Raw genomic sequence first — 25,061 nt, forward strand, 5'->3', positions numbered from 1 at the left:
ACCGCCAATTATGGATGTGTAAACATCTGGACGGCTAAAATCCTTCGTCTTTTAAATTTATGGTGCGTTGGCTTCGTTTCCCCACCCCAGTCACTTACTTCAGTAAGCTCCTGGGGATGAGTAAACTTGCCGCCTTCCCTAAATTCAAAATCCATAGGATTTACATATAATTAGAGGAAGAAAAATGACAATATTGAATCACACCCTCGGTTTCCCTCGCGTTGGCCTGCGTCGCGAGTTGAAGAAAGCGCAAGAAAGCTACTGGGCGGGAAATTCTTCCCGTGAAGATTTGCTGACCGTTGGCCGCGAGCTGCGTGCCCGCCACTGGGATCAGCAGAAGCAGGCGGGTGTTGACCTGCTGCCGGTGGGTGATTTTGCCTGGTACGATCACGTGCTGACCACCAGCCTGCTGCTCGGCAACGTTCCGGCTCGCCATCAAAATAAAGACGGCTCGGTCGATATCGATACCTTATTCCGCATTGGCCGTGGCCGCGCACCAACGGGTGAACCCGCAGCGGCGGCAGAAATGACCAAATGGTTTAACACCAACTATCACTACATGGTGCCAGAGTTCACTAAAGGTCAGCAGTTCAAACTGACCTGGACCCAACTGCTGGATGAAGTGGACGAAGCGCTGGCGCTCGGTCACAAGGTGAAGCCTGTGCTGCTGGGGCCGGTAACCTACCTGTGGTTGGGTAAAGTGAAAGGCGAACAGTTTGATCGCCTGAGCCTGTTGAACGACATTCTGCCGGTTTACCAGCAGGTACTGGCCGAGCTGGCGAAACGCGGTATTGAGTGGGTGCAGATTGACGAACCCGCGCTGGTACTGGAATTGCCGCAAGCGTGGCTGGACGCCTTCAAACCAGCTTATGACGCGCTGACGGGTCAGGTGAAGCTGCTACTGACCACCTACTTCGAAGGCGTAACGCCAAACCTGGATACCATTACCGCGCTGCCAGTGCAGGGGCTGCACGTTGACTTCGTGCACGGCAAAGATGATGCAGCCGAGCTGCACACGCGTCTGCCAGTCGACTGGCTGCTGTCAGCGGGGCTGGTGAACGGCCGCAACGTCTGGCGTGCCGATCTCAGCGAAAAATACGCACAAATCAAAGATATCGTCGGGAAACGTAACCTGTGGGTGGCTTCTTCCTGCTCCCTGCTGCATAGCCCAATCGATCTCAGTGTGGAAACCCGCCTTGATGCAGAAGTGAAGAGCTGGTTTGCCTTCGCGTTGCAAAAGTGCGGCGAGCTGGCGCTGCTGCGCGATGCGTTGAATAGCGGTGATACGGCGGCAATTGTCGAGTGGAGCGCACCGATTCAGGCTCGTCGTCACTCTACCCGCGTACACAACGCCGCAGTGGAAAAACGTCTGGCGGCAATCACCGCCCAGGACAGCCAGCGCGCTAACGCTTACCCGGTTCGTGCCGAGGCGCAACGTGCCCGCTTTAATCTGCCGGCATGGCCGACTACGACTATCGGTTCATTCCCGCAAACCACAGAAATTCGCGGCCTGCGCCTGGACTTCAAAAAGGGCAACCTGGATGCTGGTAACTATCGCACCGGAATTGCGGAACATATTAAACAGGCGATTGTTGAACAGGAACGTCTGGGTCTCGACGTGCTGGTACACGGTGAAGCCGAGCGTAATGACATGGTCGAATACTTTGGCGAACACCTGGACGGCTTCGTCTTTACCCAGAACGGTTGGGTACAGAGCTACGGTTCTCGCTGCGTGAAGCCGCCGGTGGTGATTGGCGACGTCAGCCGCCCGGAAGCGATCACCGTGGAGTGGGCGAAATATGCCCAGTCGCTGACCGACAAACCGGTAAAAGGCATGCTGACCGGTCCGGTGACCATTCTCTGCTGGTCATTCCCGCGTGAAGACGTGACGCGTGAAACCATCGCGAAGCAGATCGCGCTGGCGCTGCGTGATGAAGTGGCGGATCTGGAAGCGGCGGGTATCGGCATCATCCAGATTGATGAACCGGCACTGCGCGAAGGTTTACCACTACGTCGCAGCGACTGGGCGGCGTATCTGGAGTGGGGTGTGGAAGCCTTCCGCATTAACGCGGCGGTAGCGAAGGATGAAACCCAGATCCACACCCACATGTGTTATTGCGAGTTCAACGACATCATGGACTCCATTGCGGCGCTGGATGCGGACGTGATCACCATCGAAACCTCGCGCTCTGATATGGAGTTGCTGGAATCGTTTGAAGAGTTCGACTATCCGAACGAAATCGGGCCGGGTGTATATGATATTCACTCACCGAACGTTCCGAGCGTGGAGTGGATTGAAGCCCTGTTGAAGAAAGCCGAGCAGCGCATTCCAGCAGAACGTCTGTGGGTGAACCCGGACTGCGGCCTGAAAACCCGCGGCTGGCCGGAAACCCGTGCCGCGCTGGCGAACATGGTCAAAGCTGCGCAGAATCTGCGTCAGGCGTAATTCATTGCCCGGGAAGCGCTTGCGCTTACCCGGGTTACAGGAAATCGCAATAGTTGTAGGCCCGGTCAGGCGTCGCTGCCACCGGGCAATTAACGTTTATTTCTTCCCACCGTATTGCACGAACCACTCCAGCATTCTCTGCCAACCGTCTTTCGCGGACTCTTCGTGATAGCTCGGGCGATAATCGGCGTTGAACGCATGTCCGGCATCGGGATAGACCACGATTTCCGCTTTAGCATTGGCGGCGCGTAGCGCCTGGCGCATTGTTTCAACGGTATCTTGCGGAATGCTGGTGTCCTGGCCGCCATAAAGCCCCAAAACGGGGGCGTTAAGATCGGTTGCGATATCAACGGGATGTTTTGGCGAGTTGAGGGTTTTGTCACCCACCAGTTTGCCATACCACGCCACGGCCGCTTTTAACTGCGGATTATGTGCGGCATACAGCCAGGTGATGCGTCCACCCCAGCAAAATCCGGTGATCATCAACTGGTGCGCATCTCCTCCGTTGCGGGAGGCCCAGCTAGCGACGTGGTCCAGATCGGCCAGTACCTGAGAGTCAGGCACTTTGGCGACAAGGCCACTAAGCAGCGTAGGGATATCGGCAAAGTCATTGGGATCGCCTTCGCGAAAATAGAGTTCTGGTGCGATAGCCAGATACCCTTCCAGAGCCAGACGACGGCAAACGTCACGAATGTGCTCATGAATACCAAAAATCTCCTGCACGACAATGACTACGGGCAGCAGGCCATCAGTCTGTTTTGGTCGTGCGTGATACGCTGGCATATCATCGCCTTGTGAAGGTATGGACGTTACACCGGCGATAATTGCATTATCCGGGGTGTGAACCGTGGTAGACGTCGGTGGAGATACAGCAGGTGCAAAGCCAGATTGTCGTGTTGTCATGGTATTCTCCGTACCCTTAAATATTCAGCAAAAAAGCGCATTGTTAACTATAGACACATGCAACGAACCACATTGCCTTAAACGGTCTATCTTTTGTGCAGGGCTTACTTATATCGCATCATTTATGTGATAAAGATCACTATTTAATGGTAATCGAATGCAATTGATTTACATCATAGTGATGACTGTCACGAAAATATGTTTATGCCTTCGGTAAAGTGTGTTTTTGCTTCTTCTGACAAAACCGATTCACAGAGGAGTTTTTATGTCTAAGTCTGATGTTTTTCATCTCGGCCTCACTAAGAACGATTTACAAGGGGCTACGCTTGCTATCGTCCCTGGCGACCCGGAGCGTGTGGAAAAGATCGCCGCGCTGATGGATAAGCCGGTTAAGCTGGCATCTCATCGCGAGTTCACCACCTGGCGTGCTGAGCTGGATGGTAAAGCCGTGATCGTTTGCTCTACCGGTATCGGCGGCCCGTCCACCTCTATTGCCGTAGAAGAACTGGCACAGCTGGGCATTCGTACCTTCCTGCGTATCGGTACGACTGGCGCTATCCAGCCGCATATCAACGTGGGTGATGTACTGGTTACCACTGCATCTGTTCGTCTGGACGGTGCAAGCCTACACTTCGCACCAATGGAATTCCCGGCCGTTGCGGACTTCGAGTGCACCACCGCGCTGGTGGAAGCGGCGAAATCTATCGACGCCACCACTCACGTGGGTGTTACTGCGTCTTCTGACACCTTCTACCCAGGCCAGGAGCGTTATGACACCTTCTCTGGTCGCGTCGTGAGCCGTTTCAAAGGCTCAATGGAAGAGTGGCAGTCTATGGGCGTCATGAACTACGAAATGGAATCTGCTACGCTGCTGACCATGTGCGCAAGCCAGGGTCTGCGTGCCGGTATGGTCGCAGGTGTTATCGTGAACCGTACTCAGCAAGAGATCCCTAATGCGGAAACGATGAAACAAACGGAAAGCCACGCGGTGAAAATCGTGGTAGAAGCCGCGCGTCGTTTACTGTAATTCTCCCTTCTATTCAAAAAGGCCGACGCGTTCGGCCTTTTTATTTTGCGTAGTGCCTCGCAGGAAATTCCTTTTAAACTGGACGTTTATACAGCACAATTCTATTTTGAGCGGGTAAGTCGTTGCTGTAAGGGGGCGTTGTGGATATTTCAATTATGATGAGTGCCGTGTTGGCGTTAGCCGCAGGGCTACTGGTAGGGTGGCTGGCGACAAAAGCACGCGCCGATCAAATCCGCGCCGACCTCATCGAAGAGCGACGTGAACTGGATATTGCGCTAAGCGCCGCTCGCCAGCAGCTCTCGCAGGAAGCACACTGGCGTGATGAGTGCGAACTCCTCAATAACGAATTACGCAGTCTGCACAGTATCAACACCTCTCTGGAAGCCGATCTCCGTGAAGTCACTACCCGGCTGGAAGCAACGCAACAGCATGCGGAAGATAAAATCCGCCAGATGATCAACAGCGAACAGCGTCTGAGTGAACAGTTTGAAAATCTGGCGAATCGTATTTTTGAGCACAGCAACCGCCGTGTTGATGAGCAAAATCGCCAAAGTCTGAACAGCCTGCTTGCGCCGCTTCGTGAACAACTGGACGGTTTTCGTCGCCAGGTTCAGGATAGCTTTGGTAAAGAGGCACAAGAACGCCATACCCTGGCACACGAAATTCGTAATCTCCAGCAACTGAATGCGCAGATGGCGCAGGAAGCGGTAAACCTGACGCGTGCATTAAAAGGCGATAACAAAACGCAGGGTAACTGGGGAGAGGTCGTACTCACGCGGGTACTCGAAGCCTCTGGTCTGCGTGAAGGTTATGAATATGAAACCCAGGTCAGCATCGAAAACGACGCCCGTTCGCGAATGCAGCCTGATGTCATCGTTCGGCTACCGCAGGGTAAAGATGTGGTGATCGATGCGAAAATGACGCTGGTCGCCTATGAGCGCTATTTTAACGCAGAAGACGAATACACCCGCGAAAGTGCATTGCAGGAGCACATCGCCTCGGTGCGCAACCATATTCGACTGCTGGGTCGCAAAGATTATCAGCAGCTTCCTGGGCTGCGTACGCTTGACTATGTGCTGATGTTTATCCCCGTTGAGCCCGCTTTTTTGCTGGCGCTCGACAGACAGCCCGAACTGATTACCGAAGCGCTTAGAAATAACATTATGCTGGTGAGCCCTACCACGCTGTTGGTGGCATTGCGCACGATCGCCAACCTGTGGCGCTACGAGCATCAGAGTCGTAATGCGCAACAAATTGCCGATCGGGCCAGCAAACTTTATGACAAGATGCGGTTGTTTGTGGATGATATGTCGGCAATAGGTCAAAGCCTGGACAAAGCCCAGGACAACTACCGACAGGCGATGAAAAAACTCTCCTCCGGTCGTGGAAACGTCCTGTCGCAGGCAGAAGCTTTTCGTAGTTTAGGCGTGGAAATTAAGCGCGAGATAAATCCTGAGCTGGCTGAACAAGCTACTACACAGGATGAGGAATACCGCTTGCGCTCGGTCCCTGAGACGCAACAAGATGCGTCTTACCCCGAGGATGAAGCGGTAAATCAGCAATCAAACTAGTCCATTTGGGGTAGTTGAACCCGGTAGAAGGGTAGGGCAAATTGGCCCAATCTGTTACACTTCTCGAACATTTTTTGGATGAGCAGGCACTGAGATGGTGGATAATTCACAAGAAACGACGCACTTTGGCTTTCAGACCGTCGCTAAAGAGCAGAAAGCTGACATGGTGGCCCACGTTTTTCATTCTGTGGCGTCTAAATATGACGTTATGAATGACTTAATGTCATTTGGCATTCATCGTTTGTGGAAGCGCTTCACCATTGATTGCAGTGGCGTGCGTCGCGGGCAAACCGTTCTCGATTTAGCAGGCGGTACCGGCGATCTGACGGCGAAATTCTCTCGCATGGTTGGTGAAACCGGCAAAGTTGTGCTGGCGGATATCAATGACTCAATGCTCAAAATGGGTCGCGAAAAGCTGCGTAATATTGGCGTGGTAGGTAACGTTGAGTACGTTCAGGCGAATGCGGAAGCATTACCTTTCCCTGACAACACGTTTGACTGCATCACCATCTCTTTCGGTCTGCGCAACGTAACGGATAAAGACAAAGCATTACGCTCCATGTACCGCGTATTGAAGCCGGGCGGACGTCTACTGGTGCTGGAATTCTCCAAACCCATAATCGAACCGTTGAGCAAAGCCTACGACGCATACTCTTTCCATGTTCTGCCGCGCATAGGTTCAATGGTAGCAAGCGATGCGGACAGCTACCGTTATTTGGCGGAGTCCATCCGTATGCATCCCGATCAGGACACCTTAAAAGCAATGATGCAAGATGCCGGGTTCGAAAGCGTTGATTACTACAACCTGACAGCAGGTGTCGTTGCGCTGCACCGTGGTTACAAGTTCTGACAGGAGAGTAGGGATGCCTTTAAAACCCTTAGTAACCGCAGGCGTTGAAAATCTGCTCAACACCTTTCTGTACCGTTCTCCTGCGCTGAAGTCAGCCCGAACGCGTTTACAGGGTAAGGTTCTACGTGTTGATCTCAAAGGATTTTCAACACCGTTAGTCCTGGTATTTAGCGAGCGCCAGGTCGATGTGCTGGGGGCATGGGAAGGCGAAGCCGATTGCACCGTAATCACATATGCCAGTGTGTTACCGAAATTGCGTGACCGACAGCAACTCACCACGCTTATCCGCAGCGGTGAGCTGGAAGTCCAGGGCGATATCCAGGTAGTACAGAACTTTGTTGCGCTGGCCGATCTGGCGGAGTTGGATCCTGCAGAACTGTTAGCACCCTATACCGGCGATATCGTCGCGGAAGGGGTCAGCAAAGTCTTGCGTGGTGGAGCGAAGTTCCTGTGCCATAACTTTCAGCGCCAGCAGCGCTATGTCGCCGAAGCGATCACTGAAGAGTGGCGCATGGCTCCTGGTCCACTAGAGGTTGCATGGTTTGCTGAAGAAACGGCAGCCGTTGAGCGCGCGGTTGAATCTCTGGCCAAACGGCTGGAAAAACTGGAGGCCAAATGACGCCAGGTGAAGTACGGCGCCTTTATTTCATCATTCGCACTTTTTTAAGCTACGGTCTTGATGAACTCATCCCCAAAATGCGAATCACGCTGCCGCTTCGGTTGTGGCGTTACTCGTTGTTCTGGATGCCCAACCGACATAAAGACAAACCGCTGGGAGAAAGGCTGAGACTGGCTTTACAGGAACTCGGCCCAGTGTGGATCAAATTTGGGCAAATGCTCTCTACCCGTCGTGACCTTTTCCCTCCGCACATCGCCGATCAGCTTGCGCTATTGCAGGATCGGGTTGCCCCGTTCGATGGGCTTAGAGCGAAAAAACAAATCGAAGAGGCTATGGGCGGGCTGCCCGTCGAGGAATGGTTTGATGATTTTGAGATCACGCCGCTGGCATCTGCGTCTGTTGCTCAGGTCCACACTGCGCGGTTGAAATCGAATGGCAAAGAGGTGGTGATCAAAGTTATTCGCCCGGACATACTTCCGGTCATCAAAGCGGATTTAAAACTGATCTACCGCTTGGCTCGTTGGGTTCCTCGTCTGCTGCCAGATGGGCGTCGCCTGCGACCAACAGAAGTCGTCCGTGAATATGAAAAAACGTTGATCGATGAACTGAATCTGCTGCGCGAATCGGCGAACGCCATCCAGCTACGACGTAATTTTGAAGATAGTCCGATGCTGTACATCCCGGAAGTGTATTCCGACTATTGCAGTCAGAACATGATGGTGATGGAGCGCATTTACGGTATCCCGGTTTCAGATGTCACCACGCTTGAGAAGAACGGCACCAATATGAAATTGTTGGCCGAGCGTGGTGTTCAGGTCTTCTTTACTCAGGTATTCCGCGACAGCTTTTTCCATGCGGATATGCATCCCGGGAACATTTTTGTCAGTTATGAGCACCCTGAAAACCCGAAATACATTGGTATTGATTGTGGGATTGTGGGCTCTTTAAACAAAGAAGATAAGCGTTACCTGGCTGAAAATTTCATTGCGTTCTTTAACCGCGATTACCGCAAAGTTGCTGAACTGCACGTAGATTCTGGTTGGGTTCCGCCGGATACCAACGTAGAAGAGTTTGAATTTGCCATTCGTACCGTGTGCGAGCCGATTTTTGAAAAGCCGCTGGCGGAGATTTCCTTTGGTCACGTGCTGTTGAATCTGTTCAACACTGCGCGCCGCTTCAATATGGAAGTTCAGCCTCAACTGGTATTGCTCCAGAAGACGCTGCTGTACGTTGAAGGTGTCGGACGACAACTCTACCCGCAGTTAGATTTGTGGAAAACGGCTAAGCCATTCCTCGAATCCTGGATTAAAGATCAGGTCGGTATTCCAGCGCTCGTTAGGGCATTTAAAGAAAAAGCACCGTTCTGGGTCGAAAAAATGCCAGAAATACCTGAACTGGTGTATGACAGTTTGCGCCAGGGCAAATATTTACAGCACAGTGTTGATAAGATTGCCCGCGAGCTTCACGCGAATCATGTACGCCAGGGACAATCCCGTTATTTATTGGGCATTGGCGCAACATTGTTGCTAAGTGGAACATTCCTGCTGGTAAGCCGCCCTGAGTGGGGGCTTATGCCGGGCTGGTTAATGGCGGGAGGCGTCATAGCCTGGTTGATCGGCTGGCGCAAAATGCGCTGAATTTTTCATCGCCCAAGGCAGGTCGTGTAACGTATACTACGGCCTTATTAATTCATCATCTATGACAGAGGAACATGTATGGGTGGTATCAGTATTTGGCAGTTGTTGATCATTGCCGTCATCGTTGTACTGCTATTTGGCACCAAGAAACTCGGCTCCATCGGTTCCGATCTTGGCGCGTCGATCAAAGGCTTCAAAAAAGCGATGGGTGATGATGAGCCTAAGCAAGATAAGACCAGCCAGGACGCTGATTTTACTGCTAAATCCATCACCGATAAGCAGGGTGAAGTGAAAAAGGAAGACGCCAAAAGCCAAGATAAAGAGCAGGTATAATCCGTGTTTGATATCGGTTTTAGCGAACTGTTATTGGTGTTCGTGATCGGCCTCATTGTCCTGGGGCCGCAACGATTACCTGTAGCGGTAAAAACGGTTGCTGGCTGGGTTCGCGCTTTGCGTTCCCTTGCAACTACTGTTCAGAATGAACTGACCCAGGAGCTTAAGCTTCAGGAGTTTCAGGACAGCCTGAAGAAAGTAGAGAAAGCGAGCCTGACAAATCTGACCCCGGAGCTGAAAGCGTCAATGGATGAGCTGCGTGAAGCGGCGGAATCGATGAAGCGTTCTTACAGCGTGCACGATCCTGAGAAAGCGAGCGATGAAGCGCACACTATCCATAATCCGGTGGTGAAAGAAGGTGAAGCGCAGCGAGAAGGGGTCACCCCTGCCGCCGCTGAAAACCAGGCCAGTTCGCCGGAGCAAAAACCGGAATCCGCGGGTGCTAAAACGCCAGAGCAGACGGAAAACACTTCCGCCACGTTGATGGATGCAGAAAAGAAAGCTGCCGCACCTGTTGTCGAATCCTCCCCCTCGTCGAGTGATAAACCGTAAACATGGCTGTAGAAGATACCCAACCGCTCATTACGCATCTTATCGAGCTGCGTAAGCGACTCCTGAACTGCATTATTGCGGTTATCGTGATCTTTCTGGCGTTGGTTTACTTTGCCAACGACATTTACCATATGGTTGCGGCACCGCTGATTAAACAGATGCCGCAGGGTGCAACGATGATCGCCACCGATGTGGCCTCACCGTTCTTTACCCCTATAAAGTTAACCTTCATGGTGTCGCTGATCCTGTCAGCGCCAGTGATCCTCTACCAGGTATGGGCATTCATTGCGCCTGCTTTGTACAAACATGAACGTCGCCTGGTTGTGCCGCTGCTGGTCTCCAGCTCGTTGTTGTTCTACATCGGCATGGCATTCGCCTATTTTGTCGTCTTCCCGTTGGCGTTTGGTTTTCTGGCTAACACGGCTCCGCAAGGCGTGCAGGTATCGACGGACATTGCCAGCTATCTCAGCTTCGTAATGGCGCTATTTATGGCTTTCGGTGTCTCTTTTGAGGTCCCTGTCGCCATTGTGCTGCTATGCTGGATGGGCATTACGACACCTGAAGATTTACGTAAGAAACGACCTTACGTTGTGGTGGGAGCATTCGTCGTCGGGATGTTACTGACTCCGCCAGATGTCTTCTCGCAAACGTTGTTGGCGATACCGATGTACTGCCTGTTTGAAGTGGGCGTTTTCTTCTCTCGTTTCTATGTCGGTAAGCGACGTACGCGAGATGAGGACAACGAGGCTGAAGAAGCAAAAGAAGCCGAAGCCACCGAGAAAACAGAAGAGTAAATTCAACCGCCCGTCAGGGCGGTTGTCATATGGGAGGTAGCATGTTTGATATTGGCGTTAACTTAACCAGTTCACAATTTGCGAAAGACAGGGATGATGTTGTGGCGCGCGCCTTTGCTGCGGGCGTAAACGGTATGCTTCTGACCGGAACAAACCTGCACGAAAGCCAGCAGGCGCTGAAGTTGGCGCAACATTATCCGCATTGCTGGTCCACGGCTGGCGTGCACCCGCATGACAGTAGCCAATGGCAATCCTCAACGGAAGACGAGATTATCGCGCTGGCAAACCAGTCTGAGGTGGTCGCTATTGGCGAGTGCGGTCTGGATTTCAATCGCAATTTCTCCACGCCACAGGAGCAGGAACGTGCTTTTGAGGCACAACTGCGCATTGCCGCTGAACTGCAGATGCCGGTTTTCATGCATTGTCGGGATGCCCATGAGCGTTTTCTGACGTTGCTGGAGCCGTGGCTGGATAGTCTCCCGGGCGCGGTGCTGCACTGTTTTACCGGAACGCGGCAGGAAATGCAGGATTGTGTGGACCGAGGGCTTTATATTGGTATTACCGGCTGGGTCTGTGATGAGCGCCGTGGGATGGAACTGCGGGAACTGCTGCCGTTTATTCCGGTAGAAAGACTACTGATCGAAACCGATGCGCCTTACCTACTTCCTCGCGACTTAACGCCTAAACCGACGTCACGGCGCAATGAACCGGCGCACCTGCCACATATTCTTGAGCGTATTGCCCACTGGCGCGGAGAAGATCCTCAATGGCTGTCAGCAACCATTGATGCTAACGTCCGAACGTTGTTCGAAGTGACCTTCTAAACGGCTTAAATTTTTCGAAAACCGGTATTTTTCACGCTCTGCTTAACTTCTTTATTCAACAGGTTAAGCAGTAGCATGGAACGCGCTTCGCCATCCGGTTCGGTGAAGATCGCTTTTAGCCCCTCAAATGCCCCTTCAGTAATAATCACGCTGTCCCCTGGCTGAGGAGTTTGCGGGTCCACAATACCTTCAGGCTTGTAGATAGAAAGCTGGTGAATAACGGGAGAAGGGACGGTCGCAGGCGTCGCGCCAAAACGGACGAAATGGCTGACACCACGCGTGGCATTGATAGTGGTGGTGTGGATCACTTCCGGGTCGAACTCGACAAACATGTAATTAGGGAATAGTGGTTCACTGACTGTGGTACGTTTACCGCGCACTATTTTTTCCAGGGTGATCATAGGCGTCAGACAGTTCACCGCCTGTCTTTCCAGGTGTTCCTGGGCTCTCTGAAGTTGCCCACGTTTGCAGTACAGTAAATACCAGGATTGCATAATAACTCTTATCCGCTTGTTCTGAGCGCAAGCATAGCAAAAGCCATGCGTTAAGTTAATTATACCCACCTCAACGCAGGCTGAAACCCAATGGGTATATACGCCCGGGGCTTATATGTATCGCCAGAGTTCACGCTAATTTAACAAAAATACAGCATCACAATGATGAACGCCGTATAATGAAGCGCTTACGAAGAGGCCACAATGGACGCCATGAAATATCACGATTTACGCGACTTCCTGACGCTGCTTGAACAGCAGGGCGAGCTCAAACGCATTTCGCTTGAGGTGGATCCCCATCTGGAAATTACTGAAATTGCCGATCGCACTCTGCGTGCCGGTGGGCCTGCGTTACTGTTTGAGAATCCGAAAGGCTATTCAATGCCGGTGCTGTGTAACCTGTTTGGCACACCAAAGCGTGTTGCGATGGGGATGGGACAAGAAGATGTCTCGGCGCTACGAGAAGTCGGTAAACTGTTGGCGTTTTTGAAAGAGCCAGAGCCACCGAAAGGATTCCGCGATCTGTTTGATAAGCTGCCGCAGTTTAAGCAGGTGTTGAACATGCCGACTAAGCGGTTGCGCGGTGCGCCTTGTCAGCAAAAAATCTACTCGGGCGATGACGTTGATTTAAACCGCATTCCGATTATGACCTGCTGGCCGGAAGATGCCGCGCCGCTGATTACCTGGGGGCTCACCGTAACGCGTGGTCCGCATAAAGAGCGGCAGAATCTGGGCATCTATCGTCAGCAGCTGATTGGCAAAAACAAGCTCATTATGCGCTGGCTGTCCCATCGCGGCGGCGCGCTTGATTACCAGGAGTGGTGCGCAGCGCATCCGGGTGAACGCTTCCCGGTTTCTGTGGCGTTAGGAGCAGATCCTGCGACCATTCTGGGGGCCGTGACGCCGGTCCCTGATACATTATCCGAGTACGCATTTGCCGGGCTGTTGCGCGGAACCAAGACCGAAGTGGTTAAATGTATTTCCAACGACCTGGAAGTGCCTGCCAGCGCTGAAATCGTGCTGGAAGGGTATATTGAACCGGGCGAGCTGGCTCCGGAAGGGCCGTATGGCGATCATACCGGCTACTACAACGAAGTAGATAGCTTCCCGGTCTTTACCGTCACGCACATTACCCAGCGTGAAGATGCAATTTATCACTCTACCTATACCGGACGCCCGCCAGATGAACCCGCGGTGCTCGGCGTGGCGCTGAACGAAGTCTTCGTGCCTATTCTGCAAAAGCAGTTCCCGGAAATCGTCGATTTTTATCTACCTCCGGAAGGCTGTTCTTATCGCCTGGCCGTCGTGACGATGAAAAAACAGTACGCTGGTCATGCCAAACGCGTCATGATGGGTGTTTGGTCGTTTTTGCGTCAGTTTATGTACACCAAATTTGTTATTGTTTGCGATGATGACGTCAACGCACGCGACTGGAATGATGTGATTTGGGCAATTACTACCCGTATGGACCCGGCCCGGGATACGGTACTGGTAGAGAATACGCCAATTGATTACCTGGACTTTGCCTCGCCGGTTTCCGGCCTTGGTTCAAAAATGGGGCTGGATGCCACAAATAAATGGCCGGGCGAAACCCAACGCGAATGGGGACGTCCGATTAAAAAGGATCCTGAAGTGATTGCGCGCATTGACGCAATTTGGGATGAACTGGCCATCTTTAATGACGGCAAAAGCGCCTGAGGCGCGATCGTTTTGCCTATTGATCCGACAGAGAGAGCGCATGACAACCTTAAGCTGTAAAGTGACCTCGGTAGAAGCTATCACTGACACCGTATATCGCGTTCGTTTAGTGCCAGACGCGGCGTTTTCCTTTCGTGCTGGCCAGTATTTAATGGTCGTGATGGATGAAAGGGATAAGCGTCCGTTCTCCATGGCATCAACGCCGGACGAGCAAGGATTCATTGAGCTGCATGTTGGCGCCTCTGAGCTAAATCTTTACGCCATGGCTGTGATGGACCGTATTCTGAAAGACCGGGAAATCAAGGTCGACATTCCGCATGGCGAAGCCTGGCTGCGAGATGAAGACGAGCGCCCGCTGATCCTGATTGCCGGTGGTACAGGTTTCTCTTACGTGCGTTCTATTCTGCTTACCGCGCTGGCGCGTAATCCAAATCGCGATATCACCATTTACTGGGGCGGTCGCGAGGAGAAGCATCTCTACGATCTCTCCGAGCTGGAAGCGCTGTCTGTGAACCACCCGAATCTGCGCGTTGAGCCAGTGGTGGAACAGCCTGAAGACGGCTGGCGTGGTCGTACGGGAACCGTGTTAACGGCAGTATTGCAGGATTACGGTACCCTGGCGGAGCATGATATCTACATTGCCGGGCGTTTTGAAATGGCCAAAATCGCGCGCGATCTCTTCTGTAATGAGCGCAGTGCGCGTGAAGATCGCCTGTTTGGCGACGCTTTCGCGTTCATTTAAGCGCTATGCGCCGGAGCCCTTCCGGCGCATTCATCACCAACCTTACTTCTTCTAACAGGGTGCAAGCCCGGTCTCGTTGTTTCTCTTTTTCACCACGTTTTTTAGTAAACATGTTTTTCCTATCTATTAATCACAAAAATTAGCTTTTGTGACAGGTCTCTTTTTGTTTAGTAAACAAAATTGGCAAACTAGACACAATCAAATTGCGAGGCGCAAACGAGGAAGACCATGAGACTCGGACTGGATATTGGCGGGACTAAAATCGAAGCGGTGGTGATTGATAACGCGGGGGAAATTGTTTACCGCGAGCGATGCGCGACACCAAAGCAGAGTTACGGTGATTTTTTCCAGGCCGTGACGGAGATGATTGTTAAGGCCAGACTGGCCGTTAATCAGCCTTTATCGGTTGGCGTTGGGGTGCCAGGCGCGGTGGATAGCGAAGGTTTGATTAAGAATTCGAACATCCTGGTGCTCAATCAACAGGCCTTTGCGCAAGACCTTGAGCGAGCATCAGGAATGCCAGTGCCGGTTACTAATGATGCCAACTGCTTTACCTTGTCGGAAGCGATGGACGGTAGCGGACACGGGTATAGCGTGGTATTTGGCGTGATCCTCGGTACCGGTTGCGGCGGTGGACTATGCATCGATAACCGCTTGATCTCTGGACCTAACGCCTGCGCAGGAGAGTGGGGGCATAATGCATTGCCGCGCTACCACGAATCTCAGGACGGGGCTGGAGTGAGATGCTATTGCGGACAGTTGAACTGTATTGAGAGCTTTATTTCCGGCAGCGGTCTGGAACGCCAGTACCTGAATCACACCGCGCAGCATGTGGGTGTGCCACAAATTATGCAACAGGTAGAATCGGGTGATGCGGATGCCTGCTTTGTATGGGAACGTTATTGCGATCAACTGGCGCGTGCGTTGGCGGGCGTGGTGAATACGCTCGATCCCGATGTTATCGTGCTTGGGGGTGGGGTATCCAATATCGATTTACTGTATTCGGGTTTGCAGGCGCGAGTGGCGCAGTACGTATTTGGTAAGCAGTGCCGCACACCGATCGTTCGGGCCCGTCACGGCGACAGCAGCGGCGTACGCGGTGCGGCCTGGCTGGGGGCGCAACAAGCCATAGTAGAATCAATGAGAGTGAAATGACAAAACCTGTACGTATCAGAGATATTGCCGAAGCTTGTGGTGTTTCAGTTGGTGCAGTTTCCCGCGCCCTAAAAGGGCAGCCGGGGCTGCGTGAAGACACCCGGCTGCGCATTATTTCTGTGGCGCAGCAGCAGGGTTATGATTTTTCCCGTCTGCGCACTGACAAGATCAAACGCGTCCTGTTTTTGCTTCACCGCCAGCACAATATCAGCCGGGCATTGCCGTTTTACTCTCAACTGCTGCTGGGCATAGAAGATAACTGTCGTGACCATGGTATTGCGCTGAGCTTTCTCTCCATTGGTCCAGGCGATGCAGTGAGTGAACAGGTGCTGCTGCACCAGCCTGATGCGCTGATCTGTGCCGGATTTTTTGAGCCTGAATTACTTGGCTTGCTGCAACAGATGAAGCTGCCGTTGGTGCTGGTGGATCTCTGGGCGCCGGGCCTGCCTTGCGTGAATCCGGACAACACCCAGGGCGGTTATCTGGCTACACAACATTTGATTGCACAAGGTCGCAGCCGTATTGCTTTTCTTGCCAGCACGCTTGCGCACTACAGCATCCGTCAGCGCGAGAAGGGTTACCGTCAGGCATTGTATGAGGCCCGTTTGCTGATGCCGCCAGAGTATGAAGCCATTGCGCCGCCGCTGCTGGATACCGAGCAATCTTTGGTGGAGGCGGTGAATGAATTGCTCAGTCTGCCAGAGCCGCCCGACGCTATTTTTGCCTATAACGATGCGGCAGCGCTGGTTGTTCAACGGGTGTGTGCGCAGCAGGGTATACGTATCCCGGAAGATCTTGCGCTGGTTGGGTTTGATGATATCGATGCTGCGGCCTGGTCACATCCACCACTCACCACCATTGCGGTTGATAAACAACAATTGGGGCGTGAAGCGCTGCGTTTATTGCTGGAAGAAAATCAGGAAGAGAATCTGCTGTTGCCGGTGCAGTTAGTGGTACGTGGTAGTTCAGAGAAATAAAAAACCCGCCCCTGACAGGCGGGAAGAACGGCAACTAAATTGTTATACAATGGCATTTGTGTTGTAGGCCGGATAAGACGCATCAGCGTCGCCATCCGGCATAGTCGCCGGGGGCGCTTCGCTTGCCCGGCCTACAATAAGTCACATGCTTTGATTAAACTCGCTCAAATACCGTCGCGATGCCCTGGCCTAAACCGATACACATCGTCGCCAGGCCAAACTGTACGTCTTTGCGTTCCATCAGATTGAGCAGGGTGGTGCTGATACGCGCCCCAGAGCAACCCAACGGATGGCCCAAAGCGATCGCCCCGCCGTTGAGGTTGATCTTCTCATCGATCTGCTCCATCAGCCCCAGATCTTTAATACACGGCAAGATCTGAGCGGCAAAGGCTTCGTTCATCTCAAACAAACCGATATCGCTGGTGGAGAGTCCCGCTTTTTTCAGCGCTAGTTTTGAGGCCGGAACCGGACCATAACCCATAATTGACGGGTCACAGCCAACAACAGCCATCGAACGGATTCGGGCACGCGGCGTCAGACCCAGCTCACGGGCGCGGCTTTCGCTCATGACCAGCATCGCCGCTGCGCCGTCGGAGAGCGCGGAGGAGGTACCGGCAGTGACCGTTCCGCTAACCGGATCGAACGCCGGGCGCAGGGTGGAGAGCGCTTCAACGGTTGTCTCCGGACGGATAACCTCATCGTAGTTAAACTGCTTCAGTACGCCGTCGGCATCATGGCCGCCGGTCGGGATGATTTCGTTTTTAAATGCGCCAGACTGTGTTGCAGCCCATGCGCGAGCATGTGAACGTGCGGCGAAAGCATCCTGCATTTCACGGCTGATGCCGTGCATGCGAGAGAGCATTTCCGCAGTCAGACCCATCATTCCCGCGGCTTTTGCCACGTTGCGGCTCATGCCCGGATGGAAATCAACGCCGTGGCTCATTGGTACATGGCCCATATGCTCCACGCCGCCAATCAGGCACGCCTGAGCATCGCCGGTCATGATCATGCGTGCCGCGTCGTGCAGCGCCTGCATGGACGAACCGCACAGGCGGTTGACCGTGACGGCTGGAACGGAGTGCGGAACTTCCGCCAGCAGCGCGGCGTTACGGGCGATGTTGAAACCCTGCTCCAGCGTTTGCTGCACACAGCCCCAGTAAATATCATCAAGCGCGGATGGCTCCAGCGCAGGATTTCGCGCCAGCAGGCTACGCATTAAGTGTGCGGAGAGATCTTCTGCCCGCACGTTACGAAACGCGCCCCCTTTCGAACGGCCCATCGGGGTACGGATCGCATCAACAATTACAACCTGTTCCATTGTGACTCCTTAAGCCGTTTTCAGGCTGCCAACCGGGCGGGCAGGCTCAACCTGGGGATAATACGGTTCGTTATGGCGCGCCTTATCACGCAGACCAGCCGGAACTTCATACAGCGCTCCGAGGTGTTGATACTGCTGGGCCATATCGAGATACTTCGCGCTGCCGAGCGTATCCAACCAGCGGAACGCGCCACCATGGAACGGAGGGAAACCCAGGCCATAAACCAGCGCCATGTCGGCTTCTGCCGGGCTGGCGATAATGCCTTCTTCCAGACAACGCACCACTTCGTTGACCATTGGGATCATCATGCGAGCGATAATCTCTTCATCACTGAAGTCGCGTTTCGGCTGGCTGACTTCTGCCAGCAGATCGTCAACGGTGGCATCCTCTTCTTTCTTCGGCTTGCCCTTGTTGTCTTCTTTATAACGCCAGAATCCAAGACCGTTTTTCTGTCCGAAACGGTTCGCATCAAACAGGGCGTCTATCGCGTCGCGATAATCTTTCTGCATACGCTGAGGGAAGCCTGCGGACATCACTGCCTGCGCGTGATGTGCGGTATCAATTCCCACCACGTCCAGCAGATAAGCCGGGCCCATCGGCCAGCCAAACTGTTTTTCCATGACTTTGTCGACTTTGCGGAAATCCGCCCCATCGCGCAGCAGCTGGCTGAAACCGGCAAAATACGGGAACAGCACGCGGTTCACGAAGAAACCGGGGCAGTCGTTGACCACAATTGGGGTTTTGCCCATCTGGCTTGCCCAGGCGACAACTTTGGCGATGGTTTCATCCGAGCTTTTCTCGCCGCGAATAATCTCAACCAGTGGCATGCGGTGTACTGGGTTAAAGAAGTGCATCCCACAGAAGTTTTCCGGGCGCTTGAGCGCGCTGGCCAGCTCGTTGATTGGGATGGTGGAGGTATTTGAAGCCAGTACGGTGTCCGGGCGTACCTGATCTTCGGTTTCTGCCAGTACCGCTTTTTTCACTTTCGGGTTTTCCACGACAGCTTCAACCACCACGTCCACACGCTCAAAACCGCTATAGTCGAGGGTTGGATGAATAGTGGAAATCACGCCCGCCATTTTCAGACCGTCAATTTTGCCGCGCTCAAGCTGTTTGTTCAGCAGCTTGGCCGCTTCGGTCATGCCCAGCGTTAATGATTTGTCGTTGATATCTTTCATGACAACCGGCACGCCTTTCCAGGCTGACTGGTAAGCGATGCCGCCGCCCATAATGCCCGCGCCCAGCACCGCAGCTTGCTTCGGTGCTTCAATATTTTTGGTGAGTTTTTTGGCTTTGGCTTTGACGAACTGATCGTTAAGGAAGATCCCAACCAGCGCGCGAGCTTCACTGGTGTGCGCCAGTGGAACAAAGCTTTTATTTTCCAGATTCAGCGCTTCTTCACGGCCAAAACGGGCCGCTGCTTCAATGGTTTTTACCGCGGTAATCGGCGCGGGATAATGCTTCCCTGCCGTCTGTGCCACCATACCTTTAGCGATGGTAAAGCTCATAGCCGCTTCAATTTTGCTGAGTTTCAACGGCTCCAGCTTCGGCTGACGTTTGGCCTTCCAGTCGAGGTCGCCGTTAATCGCCTGACGTAATACCGCTATCGCGCCATCAAGCAGTTTGTCTTGCTTCACTACGCCATCGACCAGGCCGATTTTTAGCGCCTGCTCAGCACCAACATCCTTACCTGCCGCAATAATTTCCAGCGCGCTGTCCGCACCCAGCATACGTGGCATACGCACAGAGCCGCCAAAGCCCGGCATAATGCCCAGCTTGGTTTCCGGCAGGCCAATGCGCAGGTCCGGCGTTGCCAGACGATAATCGGTTGCCAGAACACACTCGCAGCCGCCACCCAGCGCGTAGCCGTTTACCGCTGAAAGGGTCGGAACAGGCAGATCTTCGAGGCGATTAAAGACGCTGTTGGCAAAATGCAGCCACTGGCTCAGTTGTTCTTCAGGCACGAGGAACAGTGAAAGGAATTCGGTGATATCGGCACCAACAATAAAGGCTGCTTTGTTAGAACGCAGCAGCAGTCCTTTTAAATTCGGTTGTTTTTCCAGCACATCAAGCGCATGGCCCAGGCTGGCAACGGTGGCCGTGTCGAGTTTATTGACCGAACCAGGGGCATCGAACACCAGTTCGGCGATGCCATCTTCCAGCCAGTCGAGGTACAGGGTGTCGCCTTTGTAAAGCATGTCAGTCTCCTGAATCCGCAAGGTGATCTGGTCATACCAGATGAATCGAAGTGTGTGTTTTATGTTAATAAAATGCAAACAAATGATTAAAGAAATGACGATTCGATCACGCTCGGCAGAAATCACGCACTCACAAAGCGATGTGCTAAGATGCGGAGACTTGAGGTCAAAAAACAGAAGGATAGAAAATGGAATCGCTGGCCGCACTCTATAAAAATCATATCGTTACCTTACAGGAACGGACGCGCGACGCGCTGGAACGCTTCAAACTGGATGCGTTACTTATTCACTCTGGCGAACTTGTTAACGTCTTTCTCGACGATCATCCATATCCGTTTAAGGTCAATCCACAATTTAAAGCCTGGGTGCCTGTAACACAGGTTCCTAACTGCTGGTTGCTGGTGGATGGCGTAAACAAGCCGAAACTGTGGTTCTACCTGCCGGTCGATTACTGGCACAACGTTGAGCCGCTACCAACCTCTTTCTGGACGGAAGAAATCGAGATCATCGCGCTGCCGAAAGCGGATGGTATCGGTAGCCAACTGCCTGCTGCTCGCGGCAATATCGGTTACATCGGCCCGGTTCCGGAACGTGCGCTGCAACTGGACATCGCGGCCAGCAACATCAACCCGAAAGGGGTGATCGACTACCTGCATTATTACCGCGCCTATAAAACGGATTACGAACTGGCCTGTATGCGCGAAGCGCAGAAAATGGCGGTAAATGGACACCGTGCCGCAGAAGAAGCGTTCCGTTCCGGAATGAGCGAGTTTGACATCAACCTCGCTTACCTGACTGCCACCGGTCACCGCGACACCGACGTGCCATACAGCAACATCGTGGCGCTTAACGAGCATGCTTCGGTTCTTCATTACACCAAGCTGGATCATCAGGCACCGTCTGAAATCCGCAGCTTCCTGCTCGACGCTGGTGCGGAATACAACGGCTATGCGGCAGACCTGACGCGTACCTGGTCGGCGAAAAACGACAACGACTATGCGCATCTGGTGAAGGACGTTAACGACGAAGAGCTGGCGCTGATTGCCACCATGAAAGCAGGCACCAGTTACGTGGATTATCACATTCAGTTCCATCAGCGTATCGCGAAGCTGCTGCGTAAGCATCAAATCATCACCGGTATGAGTGAAGAAGCGATGGTGGAAAACGATCTTACCGGGCCGTTTATGCCGCACGGTATTGGTCACCCGCTGGGTCTGCAGGTGCATGATGTCGCAGGCTTTATGCAGGATGACAGCGGTACTCATCTGGCCGCGCCGTCGAAGTATCCTTACCTGCGTTGCACCCGCGTACTGCAACCGGGCATGGTTCTGACCATCGAACCGGGCATTTACTTCATTGAATCTCTGCTGGCGCCGTGGCGTGAAGGGCAGTTCAGCAAGCACTTCAACTGGCAGAAAATTGAAGCACTGAAACCGTTCGGCGGTATTCGTATTGAAGACAACGTGGTGGTCCACGAAAACAATATCGAAAACATGACGCGGGATTTGAAACTGGCGTAATGGACAGTTGGTTAATCCCTGCGGCGCCGGTTAGCGTCGTCGAAGAGATCAAAAAAAGCCGCTTCATTACGCTGCTCGCCCATACGGACGGCGTAGAAGCGGCAAAAGCGTTTGTTGAGTCAGTCAAAGCGGAACACCCGGACGCCCGACACCATTGTGTGGCGTGGGTGGCGGGTGCGCCCAATGACTCGCAGCAGCTGGGATTTTCAGACGATGGCGAACCGGCGGGTACGGCAGGTAAACCGATGCTCGCGCAGCTGATGGGGAGCGGCGTCGGTGAGATTACCGCTGTAGTCGTGCGCTACTACGGCGGTATCCTTCTCGGTACTGGAGGGTTGGTAAAAGCCTACGGTGGCGGTGTGAATCAGGCGTTGCGCCAGTTAACGACACAGCGCAAGACGCCATTAACCGAATATACTTTGCAGTGTGAGTACGGTCAGCTGGCAGGCATTGAAGCCTTGCTGGGGCAGTTTGACGGTAAAGTCGTTGCCAGTGATTACCAGGCTTTTGTTCGGCTCAGGGTGGCGCTTCCTTTTGCCAAAGTGGATGAGTTTTCGGCAAAACTGGCGGATTTTAGTCGTGGTTCATTGCAATTGTTAGCGATTGAAGAATAATCCCCACCTCATTTTAAAGAACTAAGGAAGCGGCAGAGATGCATTTTCGCGCCATCACCCGAATCGTTGGACTACTGGTCATCTTATTCTCGGGGACAATGATTATCCCCGGACTGGTAGCGCTCATCTACCGCGATGGGGCAGGGCGTGCATTCACCCAAACTTTCTTCGTTGCTCTGGCGATCGGCTCCATGCTGTGGTGGCCAAACCGTAAAGAGAAGGGTGAGCTGAAATCGCGTGAAGGATTTCTGATTGTCGTTTTGTTCTGGACCGTTCTGGGCAGTGTGGGTGCGCTACCGTTCATCTTTGCAGAAAGCCCTAACCTGACGATAACCGACGCTTTTTTTGAATCCTTTTCCGGATTAACCACTACAGGTGCGACGACGCTGGTGGGGCTGGATTCATTGCCACACGCGATTCTCTTTTATCGCCAGATGCTGCAATGGTTCGGCGGGATGGGGATCATCGTGCTGGCGGTGGCTATCCTGCCTATTCTTGGCGTTGGTGGGATGCAGCTCTATCGTGCAGAAATGCCGGGGCCGCTGAAAGATAATAAAATGCGCCCGCGTATTGCCGAAACGGCGAAAACGCTGTGGCTAATCTATGTATTACTGACGGTGGCGTGCGCGCTGGCGCTATGGTTTGCCGGGATGCCCGCGTTTGACGCCATTGGGCACAGTTTTGCCACAATCGCCATCGGTGGTTTTTCCACACACGATGCCAGCGTGGGGTATTTCGACAGTCCCACGATTAACACCATCATTGCTATCTTCTTGCTGATCTCCGGTTGTAACTATGGTCTGCACTTCTCTTTATTAAGTGGGCGTAGTCTGAAGGTCTACTGGCGGGATCCGGAATTCCGCATGTTTATCGGCGTGCAGTTGACGCTGGTGGCAGTCTGTACGCTGGTGCTATGGATACACAATACCTATGGCTCGGCGCTCACGACGATCAACCAGGCTTTTTTCCAGGTGGTATCGATGGCGACGACCGCCGGATTTACCACGGACAGTATTGCCCGCTGGCCCCTGTTCCTGCCAGTGCTGTTGCTGTGTTCTGCTTTTATCGGCGGTTGTGCCGGGTCGACGGGCGGTGGCTTGAAGGTGATTCGTATCCTGCTGCTGTTTAAGCAGGGTAACCGCGAATTGAAACGACTGGTCCATCCGAATGCGGTTTACAGTATCAAACTGGGTAACCGTGCGTTGCCGGAGCGAATTCTTGAAGCCGTATGGGGATTCTTCTCTGCCTATGCGCTGGTCTTTATTATCAGTATGCTGGCGATTATTGCGACCGGTGTTGATGACTTCTCCGCGTTTGCCTCTGTTGTGGCAACGTTGAATAACCTGGGGCCTGGACTGGGGGTTGTCGCCGACAACTTTGCCAGTATGAACCCTGTGGCGAAGTGGATCCTGATTGCCAATATGCTGTTTGGTCGTCTGGAGGTCTTCACTCTGCTGGTGCTCTTTACCCCTACCTTCTGGCGTGAATAATGGAGTAACACGTGAAAACACTGATTCTTTTTTCTTCCCGGGACGGACAAACGCGTGAAATCGCTGAGTATCTGGCTTCTGAACTCAAAGAGCTGGGCGTTTGGGCAGATGTTGTTAATTTGCATCGTACCGCGGAGCCGGACTGGCAAAATTATGACAGCGTGGTAATTGGCGCCTCGATTCGCTACGGTCATTACCATGCTGCTTTTCAGGAGTTTGTGAAAAAGCATGCCACACGGCTGAATTCGATGCCGAGCGCGTTCTACTCCGTAAACCTCGTAGCCCGTAAGCCGGAGAAACGTACGCCGCAAACCAACAGCTATGCGCGTAAGTTCCTGATGAGTTCGCCGTGGCGACCAGACCACAGTGCAGTTATTGCGGGTGCTTTGCTGTATCCACGCTATCGCTGGTATGACCGCGTTATGATCCAACTGATAATGAAGATGTCAGGTGGTGAAACGGATACGAATAAAGAAGTGGTGTATACCGATTGGGAACAGGTTGCGAGATTCGCGCGGGAAATAGCCCAATTAACCAACAAAGCGTTGTTAAAATAAGCGCAAAGAATAAAAAATACGCACTCGGAAGATTATTTTAAATTTCCCCTTGTCAGCCTGAAATAACTCCCTATAATGCGCCTCCACTGACACGGAACAACGGATTACAAGCCGCCGGGTCAGCGGGGTTCCACTGAGAACTCCGGCGAAGAAAGCGAAATTAAATGCTTGACTTCGTAGCGGGATGGCGTAATATGCACACCCCGCGCCGCTGAGAAAAAGCGAAGCGGCACTGCTCTTTAACAATTTATCAGACAATCTGTGTGGGCACTCGAAGATACGGATTCTTAACGTCGCAAGACGAAAAATGAATACCAAGTCTCAACGAGTGAACACGTAATTCATTACGAAGTTTAATTCATTGAGCATCAAACTTTTAAATTGAAGAGTTTGATCATGGCTCAGATTGAACGCTGGCGGCAGGCCTAACACATGCAAGTCGAACGGTAGCACAGAGGAGCTTGCTCCTTGGGTGACGAGTGGCGGACGGGTGAGTAATGTCTGGGAAACTGCCCGATGGAGGGGGATAACTACTGGAAACGGTAGCTAATACCGCATAACGTCGCAAGACCAAAGAGGGGGACCTTCGGGCCTCTTGCCATCGGATGTGCCCAGATGGGATTAGCTAGTAGGTGGGGTAACGGCTCACCTAGGCGACGATCCCTAGCTGGTCTGAGAGGATGACCAGCCACACTGGAACTGAGACACGGTCCAGACTCCTACGGGAGGCAGCAGTGGGGA

The 25,061-nt window shown here is 53.0% G+C and carries 22 protein-coding genes and 1 rRNA gene; 19 read left to right on the plus strand and 4 right to left on the minus strand.

Annotation, left to right across the window (positions count from 1 at the left end; genetic code table 11):
- The first annotated feature begins 184 nt into the window (after window positions 1–184).
- Window positions 185–2,446: a 5-methyltetrahydropteroyltriglutamate--homocysteine S-methyltransferase gene (gene metE / locus OGY09_RS01440; protein WP_032945711.1), complete on the plus strand. Its 2,262-nt coding sequence runs from the start codon at window positions 185–187 to the stop codon at window positions 2,444–2,446.
- Window positions 2,447–2,542: 96 nt separating this feature from the next.
- On the opposite strand, the gene OGY09_RS01445 is transcribed toward metE, so the two are convergent.
- Entirely contained in the window at window positions 2,543–3,349 is an 807-nt protein-coding gene (locus OGY09_RS01445; RefSeq protein ID WP_003828924.1) for a dienelactone hydrolase family protein, read from the minus strand.
- Window positions 3,350–3,614: 265 nt separating this feature from the next.
- Between OGY09_RS01445 and udp the strand changes: the two genes are divergently transcribed.
- The 9 genes from udp (at window position 3,615) to tatD (ending at window position 11,556) form a co-directional block, all read left to right on the plus strand.
- On the plus strand, window positions 3,615–4,376 hold the full coding sequence (udp, locus tag OGY09_RS01450; protein WP_032945713.1) for a uridine phosphorylase: 762 nt from the start codon (window positions 3,615–3,617) through the stop codon (window positions 4,374–4,376).
- 140 nt (window positions 4,377–4,516) lie between these two features.
- A complete protein-coding gene (gene rmuC, locus OGY09_RS01455; RefSeq protein ID WP_095533171.1) occupies window positions 4,517–5,947 on the plus strand; it encodes a DNA recombination protein RmuC in 1,431 nt (476 codons plus the stop codon).
- 94 nt (window positions 5,948–6,041) lie between these two features.
- Window positions 6,042–6,797, plus strand: coding sequence for a bifunctional demethylmenaquinone methyltransferase/2-methoxy-6-polyprenyl-1,4-benzoquinol methylase UbiE (gene ubiE, locus OGY09_RS01460; protein ID WP_003017897.1), 756 nt, complete (start codon window positions 6,042–6,044; stop codon window positions 6,795–6,797).
- A gap of 13 nt (window positions 6,798–6,810) precedes the next feature.
- On the plus strand, window positions 6,811–7,416 hold the full coding sequence (ubiJ, locus tag OGY09_RS01465; RefSeq protein WP_003828918.1) for a ubiquinone biosynthesis protein UbiJ: 606 nt from the start codon (window positions 6,811–6,813) through the stop codon (window positions 7,414–7,416).
- A complete protein-coding gene (ubiB, locus tag OGY09_RS01470) occupies window positions 7,413–9,053 on the plus strand; it encodes a ubiquinone biosynthesis regulatory protein kinase UbiB (RefSeq protein WP_003828916.1) in 1,641 nt (546 codons plus the stop codon). The genes ubiJ and ubiB overlap by 4 nt, the downstream gene beginning before the upstream one ends.
- A 78-nt stretch (window positions 9,054–9,131) precedes the next feature.
- Window positions 9,132–9,386 carry a Sec-independent protein translocase subunit TatA gene (gene tatA / locus OGY09_RS01475; protein WP_003017888.1) on the plus strand — a complete coding sequence of 85 codons (255 nt, stop codon included), beginning with the start codon at window positions 9,132–9,134 and terminating at the stop codon, window positions 9,384–9,386.
- A 3-nt stretch (window positions 9,387–9,389) separates the two neighbouring features.
- The gene (gene tatB / locus OGY09_RS01480) at window positions 9,390–9,938 is read left to right on the plus strand and encodes a Sec-independent protein translocase protein TatB (RefSeq protein ID WP_008787098.1); all 549 of its coding nucleotides are present in this window, start codon (window positions 9,390–9,392) and stop codon (window positions 9,936–9,938) included.
- Window positions 9,939–9,940: 2 nt separating this feature from the next.
- Window positions 9,941–10,732: a Sec-independent protein translocase subunit TatC gene (tatC, locus tag OGY09_RS01485; protein WP_003828911.1), complete on the plus strand. Its 792-nt coding sequence runs from the start codon at window positions 9,941–9,943 to the stop codon at window positions 10,730–10,732.
- 41 nt (window positions 10,733–10,773) lie between these two features.
- Window positions 10,774–11,556, plus strand: a complete 783-nt coding sequence (tatD, locus tag OGY09_RS01490) for a 3'-5' ssDNA/RNA exonuclease TatD (protein WP_032945714.1) — start codon at window positions 10,774–10,776, stop codon at window positions 11,554–11,556.
- A gap of 5 nt (window positions 11,557–11,561) precedes the next feature.
- Here the strand turns inward: tatD and rfaH are convergent, their stop codons facing one another.
- The gene (gene rfaH, locus OGY09_RS01495) at window positions 11,562–12,050 is read right to left on the minus strand and encodes a transcription/translation regulatory transformer protein RfaH (protein WP_003017881.1); all 489 of its coding nucleotides are present in this window, start codon (window positions 12,048–12,050) and stop codon (window positions 11,562–11,564) included.
- A gap of 204 nt (window positions 12,051–12,254) precedes the next feature.
- Here rfaH and ubiD point away from each other — a divergent pair, with 204 nt between their 5' ends.
- The 4 genes from ubiD to OGY09_RS01515 all read left to right on the plus strand — a co-directional run bounded on the left by ubiD (window position 12,255) and on the right by OGY09_RS01515 (window position 16,622).
- Window positions 12,255–13,748, plus strand: coding sequence for a 4-hydroxy-3-polyprenylbenzoate decarboxylase (gene ubiD / locus OGY09_RS01500; protein WP_032945717.1), 1,494 nt, complete (start codon window positions 12,255–12,257; stop codon window positions 13,746–13,748).
- A 40-nt stretch (window positions 13,749–13,788) separates the two neighbouring features.
- Complete coding sequence (gene fre / locus OGY09_RS01505; protein WP_003828903.1) at window positions 13,789–14,490, plus strand: NAD(P)H-flavin reductase; 702 nt, start codon at window positions 13,789–13,791, stop codon at window positions 14,488–14,490.
- A gap of 228 nt (window positions 14,491–14,718) precedes the next feature.
- Window positions 14,719–15,645 carry an ROK family protein gene (locus OGY09_RS01510; protein WP_032945719.1) on the plus strand — a complete coding sequence of 309 codons (927 nt, stop codon included), beginning with the start codon at window positions 14,719–14,721 and terminating at the stop codon, window positions 15,643–15,645.
- Complete coding sequence (locus OGY09_RS01515; RefSeq protein ID WP_032945721.1) at window positions 15,642–16,622, plus strand: LacI family DNA-binding transcriptional regulator; 981 nt, start codon at window positions 15,642–15,644, stop codon at window positions 16,620–16,622. The genes OGY09_RS01510 and OGY09_RS01515 overlap by 4 nt, the downstream gene beginning before the upstream one ends.
- Window positions 16,623–16,776: 154 nt before the next feature.
- On the opposite strand, the gene fadA is transcribed toward OGY09_RS01515, so the two are convergent.
- Complete coding sequence (fadA, locus tag OGY09_RS01520; RefSeq protein ID WP_003828895.1) at window positions 16,777–17,940, minus strand: acetyl-CoA C-acyltransferase FadA; 1,164 nt, start codon at window positions 17,938–17,940, stop codon at window positions 16,777–16,779.
- A 9-nt stretch (window positions 17,941–17,949) separates the two neighbouring features.
- The gene (gene fadB / locus OGY09_RS01525; protein ID WP_032941592.1) at window positions 17,950–20,139 is read right to left on the minus strand and encodes a fatty acid oxidation complex subunit alpha FadB; all 2,190 of its coding nucleotides are present in this window, start codon (window positions 20,137–20,139) and stop codon (window positions 17,950–17,952) included.
- Between the two features lie 188 nt (window positions 20,140–20,327).
- Between fadB and pepQ the strand changes: the two genes are divergently transcribed.
- The 5 genes from pepQ to OGY09_RS01550 all read left to right on the plus strand — a co-directional run.
- Window positions 20,328–21,659, plus strand: coding sequence for a Xaa-Pro dipeptidase (gene pepQ, locus OGY09_RS01530; protein WP_032945722.1), 1,332 nt, complete (start codon window positions 20,328–20,330; stop codon window positions 21,657–21,659).
- Window positions 21,659–22,273: an IMPACT family protein gene (locus OGY09_RS01535; protein ID WP_003017851.1), complete on the plus strand. Its 615-nt coding sequence runs from the start codon at window positions 21,659–21,661 to the stop codon at window positions 22,271–22,273. Before pepQ ends, OGY09_RS01535 begins: the two co-directional genes overlap by 1 nt.
- 38 nt (window positions 22,274–22,311) lie before the next feature.
- Complete coding sequence (gene trkH / locus OGY09_RS01540; RefSeq protein WP_003017848.1) at window positions 22,312–23,763, plus strand: Trk system potassium transporter TrkH; 1,452 nt, start codon at window positions 22,312–22,314, stop codon at window positions 23,761–23,763.
- An 11-nt stretch (window positions 23,764–23,774) separates the two neighbouring features.
- A complete protein-coding gene (gene hemG, locus OGY09_RS01545) occupies window positions 23,775–24,320 on the plus strand; it encodes a menaquinone-dependent protoporphyrinogen IX dehydrogenase (RefSeq protein ID WP_032945724.1) in 546 nt (181 codons plus the stop codon).
- A 378-nt stretch (window positions 24,321–24,698) separates the two neighbouring features.
- Window positions 24,699–25,061 (plus strand): 16S ribosomal RNA (locus OGY09_RS01550); the annotation flags it as partial.

The organism is Citrobacter sp. Cpo071 (assembly GCF_030332765.1).
Taxonomy (GTDB): domain Bacteria; phylum Pseudomonadota; class Gammaproteobacteria; order Enterobacterales; family Enterobacteriaceae; genus Citrobacter; species Citrobacter portucalensis.